The organism is Pseudomonas sp. BW16M2, from assembly GCF_014268865.1.
Lineage (GTDB): Bacteria > Pseudomonadota > Gammaproteobacteria > Pseudomonadales > Pseudomonadaceae > Aquipseudomonas > Aquipseudomonas peradeniyensis.
Genome location: NZ_JABWRI010000018.1, coordinates 97,168 through 107,105 on the forward strand (window position 1 = coordinate 97,168; position 9,938 = coordinate 107,105).

Here is a 9,938-nt window from a genome sequence, read left to right on the forward strand (position 1 = left end):
AGGCTGATGCCATGAAGTCGTCCAGCAAATCGCCCCTCGCCTCGCCGCACAATCCGGCGCTCAGCCCCAGCCACCTGGATTTCCCTGTGGTCGGCCTCGGCGCCTCGGCCGGCGGCCTGGAGGCGATTCGCCGGTTCTTCCAGCACACTCCGGACGATTCCGGCATGGCGTTCGTCGTGGTGCTGCACCTGTCCCCGGACCATCAGAGCCAGGCCGACCGGATCATCCAGGCCGTCACCCGCATGCCGGTGCGCCAGGTCAGCGAGCCGGTACCGATCGAACGCAACCATGTCTACGTCATCTCACCGGCCAATCGCCTGTCGACCAACGACGGCTACCTGCGGGTCAGCCCGGCCAAGCGCAGTCGCGGCGATCATGTGGCCATCGACCTATTCTTTCGCGACCTGGCCGACGTTCACAAGGATCACGCCTTCTGCGTGGTGCTCTCCGGTACGGGCAGCGACGGCGCCGTAGGCCTGTCGAGAATCAAGGAGCAAGGTGGTGTGACCCTGGTGCAGGCACCTGACGATGCCGAGTATCCCGATATGCCACGTGCGGCGTTGGCCACCGGCATGGTCGACCTGCTGCTGCCGGTGGATGAGATGCCCGCGCGCCTGGTCGAGTTGTGGCGCACGGCGCGCCAGGTGAAGCTTCCGGAAATCGAAGACGACAGCCTGCCGCCGCCACTGGGGGAGCGTGAGGGCGATCCGGCGGCGAGCGACCCGTTGCTGGACGAGATCCTGCTGGCGCTGCAAGGCGAGACCGGGCACGACTTCAGCCATTACAAGCGCGCCACCGTGCTGCGCCGCCTGGAGCGCCGCCTGCATGTGACCGGCCAGACAGACCTGGCCGGCTATCTCAACTTCCTGCAACGCCACCCTGAGGAATCGCGGGCGTTGCTGGCCGACATGCTGATCGGCGTGACCAACTTCTTCCGCGACCGCGAGGCGTTCGACGCGTTGCAGCGCCATGTGATGCCGGGTCTGGTCAGCAAGGATGCCAATGAAGAGTCCGCGCGCGAGGTACGTATCTGGTCGGCTGGCTGCTCCACTGGCGAGGAGGCCTATAGCCTGGCGATGCTGGTGGCCGAGCAGTCGGCGGTGGAACAGCGCAGTGCCCAGGTGCAGGTATTCGCCACCGACCTCGACGAACGTGCCATCGGCATTGGCCGCGCCGGGCGGTATCCGGACGCCATCGCCACCGATGTGTCGGCGGCACGTCTGCGCCAGTTCTTCATCAAGGAGGACCAGCATTTCCGGGTGCGAAAGGAAATTCGGGAAAAGGTCCTGTTCGCCCGCCACAACCTTCTATCCGATCCACCCTTTTCCCAACTCGACCTGATCGTCTGCCGCAACCTGCTGATCTACCTGGACCGCGATGTGCAGCGCGACATCCTGCGCCTGTTCCATTTCGCCCTGCGTCCTGGTGGCCATCTGTTCCTGGGCAGCTCCGAGTCGACCGACCTTGCCGCCGACCTGTTTGTCGCTGTAGACAAACGCAATCGTATCTTCCGTGCCCGGGAGGTGCAGACCACCAGCCATCCGGCGCGCCTGCAGGCCCCGGAACCTGCGCTGGCGTCTCCTGCCCGCGCGCGTAGCAGTCGCCGCTTGTCCTACGCCGAGATTCATCACCGCGCCCTCGCCCGCTGCACGCCGCCTAGCCTGGTGGTCGATACCGAGGGCAATATCCTGCACATGAGCGAAGGCGTCGGACGTTTCCTGCGTCACGCAGGTGGCGAGCTCAGCCACAACCTGCTCAGCCTGGTCATCGCGCCGTTGCGGCCTGCCCTGCGCAGCACCTTGCTGCAGGCACAAGGCAGCGGCCAGGCGGTAACATCGCGCAGGGTCGCGGTCAGCCTCGACGAACACCCCACCTCCGTACAGATCCTGATTCAGTCGCACCAGGATGACCCCAGTGGCACCGACTGCCTGCTGGTGGTATTCCAATGCGTCGAAACCGACAGCAACACCGGCCCCGCCGTCGAGCAGAGCGAAGGCATGCTGCTGACCAACCTGGAGCGCGAACTGCATCGCACGCGCCTGCAACTGCAGGAAACCATCGAGCAATCGGAGTTTTCCAGCCAGGAATTGACCGCCTCCAACGAGGAAATGCAGGCGATCAACGAGGAGTTGCGCTCGGCTAGCGAGGAACTGGAAACCAGCAAGGAGGAGCTGCAGTCGATCAACGAAGAGCTGCTGACGGTCAACTACGAGCTAAAGACCAAAGTCGAGGAAACCGACAAGGTCAATGACTACCTGAGCAACCTGATCGCCTCGACCGACATCGCCACGGTGTTCGTCGACCGCAACCTGTGCATCCGCTGGTTCACCCCCCGGGCCACCGACATCTTCAGCATGTTACCGGTGGACACCGGGCGCTCGCTGCTCGACATCACCCATCGCCTCGACTATCCCGGCCTGGCCGACGACGCCCGCGCGGTAGTCGAGCGCGAGACCACCATCGAACGCGAGGTGGTCGGCCACAACCAGCACTGGTACCTGGCCCGCCTGCTGCCCTACCGGGCCAGCGAGCGCAACGTCGACGGCACCGTGCTGACCTTCATCGACATCAGCCAGAGCCGCGCCGCGGAGGAACGCCTGCGCCAAGGAGAGGAGCGCATGCGCCTGGTGGCGGAGAGCACCCACGACTTCGCCATCATCCTGCTTGACGAACAAGGCCTGATCACCGACTGGAACACCGGTGCCGCGCTGATTTTCGGCTATGGCAAGGATGAGGTCCTTGGCCACCATTACCAGTTGATCTTCACCGAGCAGGACCAGGCCAGCGGTGTGCCCGAGCGCGAACTGCGCAGCGCCCGCCTCCATGGCCGCGGCCAGGACGAGCGCTGGCACGTGCGCAAGGATGGCAGCCGTTTCTACTGCAGCGGCGAGGTGTCGCGGCTCAAGGGCAGCAGCCTGCGGGGCTACGTCAAGATCGCTCGCGACCTTACCGGCCACAAGCGCCTGCACGACGAGCAGAGCAAGCAACTGGCCGAGTCGCAGAGCAGCAGCCACATGAAGGACGAATTTTTCGCCGTCATGTCCCACGAACTCAAGCATCCGTTAAACCTGATTCAGCTCAACGCCGAAATCCTGCGCCGGTCGCCCTCGGTGAAAGCCGCCAGTACTGCCAGCAAGGCTGCCGCAATCATCTGCGACGCGGTGTCCAGTCAGGCGCGGATCATCGATGACCTGCTCGATGTCGCCCGTATTCGCACCGGCAAGCTCAAGCTCAAGACCCAGGTGATCGACCTGTGCGCGGTGTTGCAGGGTATCCATGCCGTGGTACTCAACGAACAGCATCCTTGCGCCGTGCGCCTGGCACTGCCGGCCGATGGCGCACCTGTCCACATCGAGGCCGATGGCACGCGGCTCGAGCAGATCGTCTGGAATCTGCTGAACAACGCATTGAAATTCAGCCCTGCGGGCAGCGAGATTCGCGTAGTGCTGAGCAGAAGGGACACCCAGGCCCGCCTGGAGGTAATCGACCAAGGCGTCGGCCTGACCGAGGAGAGCCTGGAGAGCGTTTTCGACCTGTTCACCCAGGCCGCTCCGCAGCTGTCCGGCAACCACCGCGACGGCCTGGGTATCGGCCTGTCACTGGTGCGCCAGCTGGTCGAGGCACATGGCGGGACGGTGGCGGCGTATTCCCCGGGGCTTGGTTGCGGCACGACCTTCACGGTCAGCCTGCCACTGTGCGCGCCCGGGCGCCAGGCGCCGTCAACGTCGCCCGAACAGACCAGCGAGGGCCGCCTGGACGGTATCAAGGTGCTGCTGGTGGACGACTCGGTGGAAATTCTCGAGGTCATGCAGCAGTTGCTGGAGATGGAAAGCGCGGAAGTCGAGGCCTACAGCGACCCGCAAGTGGCGCTCGAGGCCGCCGCCAGCGGGCGCTACGATATCATCCTGTCCGATATCGGCATGCCGGTAATGGATGGCCACGCCCTGATCAAGGCGCTGCGTGGCCTGGAACACCTGCGCTATACACCGGCCATTGCCTTGACCGGGTATGGCGCCAGCGCCGACCAGTACCGCTCGCGCCAGTCAGGTTTTGACCGCCACCTGAGTAAACCGGTGGGCTATGACGAATTGGTCGAGGCCATAGAGACACTGTGCGGGTCGGTGCCCTATTGAACCGGCACAGCGCCATCAACGCTAATTCCACTGGCATGTGCCCCACTCACGCATGCACGCTCCATTGCACCGCATCCGCGGCGATGGGCATTTCGTCGATGGCATGGATCATTCCACTGGCCAGCGCCTCCTGCGGCGCCAGGATACGCGGATAGGCCATCAGGCAGCGCGGCACGTCGAGCACGTCGCTGGCGCCTTCGGTCCGCTCGGCGACGATTTGCGCATACAGACGCAGGTCGTAGTCCAGGCTCATGGCGTATTCGGCCATGCGCGCATGGTCCACTGAGCCATGCAAGGTCCAATGGAAGGGATGGAACAGGAACTTGCTGCAGGCACAGGCCGTACGATGAACGCCGGCCAGGAACAGGATGTTGCCCATCGACTCGACCGTGCCCAGGTTGTGGGTATGCACCGGCGCCGGCAAGGCACGCAGGAAGTTGTACAGGGTGAAGCCATAGCTGCATTCGCCGCCCATGGTGGCGATGTTCAACTGCAATACCTCGGCGCCCTGCTGCAGGGCCTTGGAGCAGGTATTGATCAGGTTGCCGCAGGTCGCGGAGTTGATCGGGCCGGTGTAGTGGATGATGTGTCTGGCCATGTCGTCCTCCAGGGTCAGTCAGGCGTGTTCTTTTCCACAGCGTCACTGCCCGGCGTCGCCGGATCGTGCTCGCCCATCTGCTGGTAATGCTTGCGCAGCGCATGCAGTTCGGCCGGCCCCATGTCCTCGAGGTCGAGCAGTGCCTTGTGCGCCCGCTTGGTGGTGCGCAGCAGCTCGTCGATCTTGATGTGCAACTCATCGTTGTCGCGGTTCTGGGTGTTCTGGATCAGGAACACCATTAGGAAAGTGATGATCGTGGTCGAGGTGTTGATCACCAGTTGCCAGGTGTCGTTGAAGTGGAAAAACGGCCCGCTCACGCCCCAGGCGATGATCAGCATCAATGCGATGGCGAAGGTCACCGGGCGTCCACTGTGGTTGGCCAGCCATTGGGCAAACCGGTCGAATTTCATGGCTGGATCTCCTTCAGGCCGGTTGCCCGGTTTCGTCAGGGAGGCCTTCGATGTCCGGGTCGTCCGGCTGCACTTCCGGTTCCCCCTCATCCGGTTGCACCGGGGGTTCCGGTTGATCGTCGTCGAAATCGTCGTCGCTATTCATGGCTCACCTCGGTTTACGCGCCGGCATGCGGTGGAGGCTCGCAAGGCGCGCAAAGTTCCAGTTTTTCTCCCAGACCATGACCTGTACTGCGGTTGTTCACCCGCTAAATATTTGCCTCGCGGTCCTTCAGGCAACTGGTCCGAAAACTCGAGAATATTTTTACTGCGATGACTGACAGCCCAGTCATAACTGAACACAGACCTTCCTGTGTTCGACCAGAGGTAAGCCATCATGGCTAACAATCAAGACAAGGGCGGCGACCGCAACGCCGACAACAACATGGGGAACGCCGGCCAGCAAGGGGGCCACGGCTCGGCAGGCGACATGACCGACCGGCAGAAAGGCGGCCAGCAAGGCGGTCAGCGGCCTGAGGACAAGACCGACAAGGATTGGGCGCAGTCCCAGGATACCGGGCGACAAGGCGGGCAATCGGTGGAACAGCCTGATGACAGGGAGAACCTTACCGACCCTGGAAAAGTTGGTGGTCAACAACGCGACCAAGACCAGGGCATGGACAAGGAACGCTGATTTCACTGGGGTCCACCCAGGGCGACAGCGTTCGCCCTGGGGATCGTATTGACAATCCCGGTACTGGCGGTATGCAAGGCCGAAAATTCTCTGACGAGGTAACAGCCCATGATCGACCCCAATCATCCAGACCCTTACGTCGATGAAGTACCACACGATCCCGGCGAAAAGGTACCACCGCCCGATCCGGAACATGAGGCACCCGACTGGCCGGAAGGCCAGGTGCCACCCGAGGAGCAATCCGACGGATGACAAAGTCCCTCGCTTGCGCAGGCTCATCGAAAACGGAGATCGAACAATGACAGCTCAATTGAATGGCAAGCGTGTGGCCTTCCTGGTCACTGATGGCTTCGAACAGGTGGAGCTGACAGGCCCTCGCGAAGCTCTCGAAACCAATGGGGCGATAATCGACATTCTGAGTAACAAGGAAGGCACCGTTCGCGGCTGGCATCACGACAAGCTTGCCGACGAGTTTGCAGTGGACGCCACCTTCGAGAGCGCCCACCTTGATCTGTACGATGCCATTGTGCTGCCGGGTGGCGTACAGAACGCCGATACCATTCGCCTGATACCCGCGGCTCAGAAACTGGTGAAAAGCCACAACTCGGCAGGCAGACCACTGGCGGTGATTTGTCACGGTGCCTGGCTGCTGGTGTCAAGTGATCTGGCCAAAGGAAGGCGGCTGACCAGCTACAAGACGTTGCAGGATGATATTCGCAACGCCGGTGGCAACTGGGTAGATGAAGAAGTGGTGGTGGACGGCAACCTGATCACCAGTCGCCAGCCAGACGATATCCCGGCCTTCAACGAGCAGTTGATCAAGGCACTGGCGGGTTGAGTGCTGTCGATTCAGCACTTGCCCCGGGAGGCCTCATGAGTGAACCCCGAGAGTTGCATTCAACCGTCATTTGCGTGCAGGAGGGAAAGATCCTGTTCGTGCGCAAAGAGGCGCCAGAGTGGTCTTTGCCCGGCGGCAAGCTCGAACCGGACGAACAACCACTCGAGGCGGTCCGTCGGGAACTGCGGGAGGAGACAAGCCTGACACTGCGAAACGCTCGGTACCTTGGCCATCACGCCTATGCGATGGAAGAACATTACCTTTACCGGATGCCTGTCGAGTGTTCAGAGGTACCGCGCGCATCCGGGGAGATAGTCGAATGCCGCTGGTTTACCCCCATCGAGTTGGTTCATGTGACGGTGAAACCTACCAACCTGGACCTGCTCAAGCGGGCAGGACAAATTTGCTAGGAAGTTACTCATAGGCCGGTCGCTCCCTCTTCAGTGGGAAGCGGCATCCGAACAAGATTGAGAAGACGCCAGTTCACGCGCTCTGGCGACACCCCACAGCATGGCGGTCGTCATGGACTGCCCTGGACGCGTTCCATAGGCCTCTTCGTGGATCAATGCGCCCTCGTGACCATAGATGCCCATGAACAATTGCGTGGTACCCACGCGTGATAGGCGCACCTGGACATCGATAGTCCAGCCGCAATCAAGTATTTCAGTGTGCGTACGGCAGTGCAGCTGGGCATCCATCCAATCCCAATAAGTCTGGCCTCTTTCTCTCATCACTTTCTCCCAGGGTGAGATGTAAGTAAGACACATTGTCGGAAACGAGACTGACCGCTGATCGAATTTCTGGAACCTTTTCAAAAAGTTGAGCGAAGTTGTCGCTGACTTGACAGTATCAGACAGAAACTCCGCGCTCGACCAGGACTTTCCCGTCAGCGCCACTCGTCAATCATGCTGAACCCTCCCATCCCGCTACCAGTCGCTACTGATGAGTACTCGAACGCAGGGGGCTCTCGTGAGCGAGATCCGCATTGGCATTTCCGGTTGGCGCTATGGCCCATGGCGCAAGGACTTCTACCCCAAGGGACTGCGCCAGGACGACGAGCTGGCGTTCGCCTCGCGGGCGGTCAACAGCATCGAGATCAATGGTTCGTTCTACGCGCTGCAGACACCGGAACGCTATGGTCATTGGCGTGACGAGACACCGCAGGGTTTCGTGTTCTCGGTCAAGGCACCGCGTTACATCACCCATGTGCGCAGGCTTCGCGAGATCGATGAAGCGCTTGCCAACTTTTTTGCATCGGGCCCATTGCTGCTGGGCGACAAGCTGGGACCATTCCTGTGGCAGTTTCCGCCGAACCTGAAGTTCGACGCGCAACGCTTCAGCGACTTTCTGGCCAAGTTGCCGCGTGACCGCGATGCTGCCCGCCTCCTCGCCCGCCAGGCGGCCGAGCGCCTGCAAGGCAACGGCGGCATTGCCATCCGAGGTAACGCACGCCTGCGCCACGCTGTGGAGATTCGCCACCCCAGCTTCCTCTGCGACACCTTCATCAGCCTGCTGCGCAAGCACAAGATTGCCTTGGTGGTTGCTGACAGCGCGGGCAAATGGCCTTATGTCGAGGAGGTCACGGCCGATTTCGTGTACCTGCGCCTGCATGGCGATGTCGAGGTCTATAGCAGCGGCTACACCGCCAGCGCACTACGCCGCTGGCGCCTGCGCATCCAGGCCTGGGCTGCCGGCGGCCAGCCGGAAGATGCCCAGCGCGTGGTAGGCCGCGCCCCGGCAAAACGCGCCTCCCGTGACGTGTACTGCTACTTCGACAACGACCAGAAAGTGCATGCCCCCTACGATGCCCGCCGCCTGCTGGCCAAGCTCGGCCTTGAAGGCGAGCTGGTGACCGAGCCTGGCGTCGAGCCGCAGGAGCCGCTATGAACGGGACCCTGCCTGCCCCCCGCTGCATCATCGACAAAGTGACCGCCGTGCACCGCCTGACGGTGCTGACCCTCAACGTGCACAAGGGCTTCACCCTGTTCAACCGCCGCTTCATCCTGCCGGAGCTGCGCGAGGCGGTGCGAACCACCGGGGCCGACCTGGTGTTCCTGCAAGAGGTGCACGGCAGCCACCAGCGGCATGCCGAACGCCATCCGACCTGGCCGACGGCACCTCAGTACGAATTCCTCGCCGACAGCATGTGGCCGCAGTTCGCCTACGGGCGCAACGCGGTCTATCCCCATGGCGACCATGGCAACGCCCTGCTGTCCAAGTTTCCGATCCGCGCCCACGACAACCTCGACGTCACGATCCACGGCAACGAGGAGCGCGGTCTTTTGCATTGCCTCCTCGAAGTGCCCGGCCATGAGCAGGTGCACGCGATCTGCGTGCACCTGGGACTGCGCGAAGACCATCGTCAGCGCCAGGTCGGCCTGCTGCTGGCGTTGCTCGACAGCCTGCCGCCGGACGAGCCGGTCATCGTCGCTGGCGACTTCAACGACTGGCGCCTGAAAGCCGATGCGCGACTGTCGAGCCATCTGCGCGAAGCCTTCGGCAAACCGGCGCGCAGCTTTCCCGCGCGTCTGCCGCTGCTACGCCTTGACCGCATCTACCTGCGCAATGCACAAGCCTGTGAGGCGCGGGTGTTGTCCCGATACCCGTGGTCATACCTCTCCGACCATGCCCCGCTGGTGGCGCAGGTGACGCTATGAAGCAGTCCTGGAGCGACGGCAACCGTGTCGAACTATTAATCAACGGCGAGCAGTACTACCCGCGCGTGTTCGAGGCCATGGCCCAGGCACGGGAGGAAATCCTCCTGGAGACCTTCATCATCTACGACGACAAGGTCGGCCAACCCTTGCGCCAGGCCCTGATCGACGCCGCGCGGCGCGGGGTGCGGGTCGAGGTGGCGGTGGACGGCTACGGCACCGCAGACCTGCCCGACGGCTTCATCGCCTCGATGACCGAGGCCGGGGTGCGTTTCCATTCGTTCGATCCGCAACCCCGGCTGGCTGGCATGCGCACCAATTTGTTCCGCCGCCTGCACCGCAAGATCCTGGTGATCGACGGGCGGCGCGCGTTCATCGGCGGCATCAACTACAGCGCCGACCACCTTGGCGACTTCGGCCCGCAGGCCAAGCAGGACTACGCCGTGGAGGTCGTCGGCCCGGTGGTGGCCCAGGTGCACGCTTCCTCGTGCCGTATGCTCGCCCCCGTGCTGGACGCCGCCAGCCAGGTCCAGCCGACCTGCACCACCGCAGGCACGGCCAGCGCCGTGCTGGTGGAACGCGACAACCGCCGCCATCGCAACGATATCGAGGTCTGCTACCTGCAGGTCTTC

The 9,938-nt window shown here is 62.7% G+C and carries 12 protein-coding genes; 8 read left to right on the top strand and 4 right to left on the bottom strand.

Translation table 11 applies throughout. From position 1 onward, the window contains the following. Positions 1-11: 11 nt before the first annotated feature. The gene (locus HU735_RS17180; RefSeq protein WP_186714485.1) at positions 12-4,133 is read left to right on the top strand and encodes a CheR family methyltransferase; all 4,122 of its coding nucleotides are present in this window, start codon (positions 12-14) and stop codon (positions 4,131-4,133) included. A gap of 46 nt (positions 4,134-4,179) precedes the next feature. Here HU735_RS17180 and HU735_RS17185 read toward each other — a convergent pair whose 3' ends face one another. From HU735_RS17185 to HU735_RS27295, 3 genes are read right to left on the bottom strand one after another with little or no spacing between them, the layout of a single operon-like run. After that, complete coding sequence (locus HU735_RS17185) at positions 4,180-4,731, bottom strand: ATP-dependent Clp protease proteolytic subunit (RefSeq protein WP_186714486.1); 552 nt, start codon at positions 4,729-4,731, stop codon at positions 4,180-4,182. A gap of 14 nt (positions 4,732-4,745) precedes the next feature. After that, complete coding sequence (locus tag HU735_RS17190) at positions 4,746-5,141, bottom strand: low affinity iron permease family protein (RefSeq protein WP_186714487.1); 396 nt, start codon at positions 5,139-5,141, stop codon at positions 4,746-4,748. Positions 5,142-5,154: 13 nt separating this feature from the next. Further along, complete coding sequence (locus tag HU735_RS27295; RefSeq protein WP_273018721.1) at positions 5,155-5,286, bottom strand: hypothetical protein; 132 nt, start codon at positions 5,284-5,286, stop codon at positions 5,155-5,157. Positions 5,287-5,517: 231 nt separating this feature from the next. Between HU735_RS27295 and HU735_RS17195 the strand changes: the two genes are divergently transcribed. The 4 genes from HU735_RS17195 (at position 5,518) to HU735_RS17210 (ending at position 7,062) form a co-directional block, all read left to right on the top strand. Further along, positions 5,518-5,814 carry a hypothetical protein gene (locus tag HU735_RS17195; RefSeq protein WP_186714488.1) on the top strand — a complete coding sequence of 99 codons (297 nt, stop codon included), beginning with the start codon at positions 5,518-5,520 and terminating at the stop codon, positions 5,812-5,814. A gap of 108 nt (positions 5,815-5,922) precedes the next feature. Continuing rightward, positions 5,923-6,066 carry a hypothetical protein gene (locus HU735_RS17200; protein ID WP_156329633.1) on the top strand — a complete coding sequence of 48 codons (144 nt, stop codon included), beginning with the start codon at positions 5,923-5,925 and terminating at the stop codon, positions 6,064-6,066. A gap of 46 nt (positions 6,067-6,112) precedes the next feature. Further along, the gene (locus HU735_RS17205) at positions 6,113-6,652 is read left to right on the top strand and encodes a type 1 glutamine amidotransferase domain-containing protein (protein WP_186714489.1); all 540 of its coding nucleotides are present in this window, start codon (positions 6,113-6,115) and stop codon (positions 6,650-6,652) included. Between the two features lie 35 nt (positions 6,653-6,687). Beyond that, the gene (locus HU735_RS17210; protein WP_186714490.1) at positions 6,688-7,062 is read left to right on the top strand and encodes an NUDIX domain-containing protein; all 375 of its coding nucleotides are present in this window, start codon (positions 6,688-6,690) and stop codon (positions 7,060-7,062) included. Positions 7,063-7,092: 30 nt separating this feature from the next. Here HU735_RS17210 and HU735_RS27140 read toward each other — a convergent pair whose 3' ends face one another. After that, positions 7,093-7,383, bottom strand: a complete 291-nt coding sequence (locus HU735_RS27140) for a hypothetical protein (RefSeq protein WP_238349838.1) — start codon at positions 7,381-7,383, stop codon at positions 7,093-7,095. 238 nt (positions 7,384-7,621) lie between these two features. Between HU735_RS27140 and HU735_RS17215 the strand changes: the two genes are divergently transcribed. From HU735_RS17215 to clsB, 3 genes are all read left to right on the top strand, one after another. After that, positions 7,622-8,539 (top strand): DUF72 domain-containing protein, encoded by a 918-nt coding sequence (locus HU735_RS17215; RefSeq protein ID WP_186714491.1) that lies wholly within the window; start codon positions 7,622-7,624, stop codon positions 8,537-8,539. Then, positions 8,536-9,309 (top strand): endonuclease/exonuclease/phosphatase family protein, encoded by a 774-nt coding sequence (locus tag HU735_RS17220; protein WP_186714492.1) that lies wholly within the window; start codon positions 8,536-8,538, stop codon positions 9,307-9,309. Before HU735_RS17215 ends, HU735_RS17220 begins: the two co-directional genes overlap by 4 nt. Continuing rightward, positions 9,306-9,938: cardiolipin synthase ClsB (gene clsB, locus HU735_RS17225; RefSeq protein ID WP_186714493.1), on the top strand; the 633-nt coding region annotated here is incomplete at its 3' end. The genes HU735_RS17220 and clsB, both read left to right, overlap by 4 nt.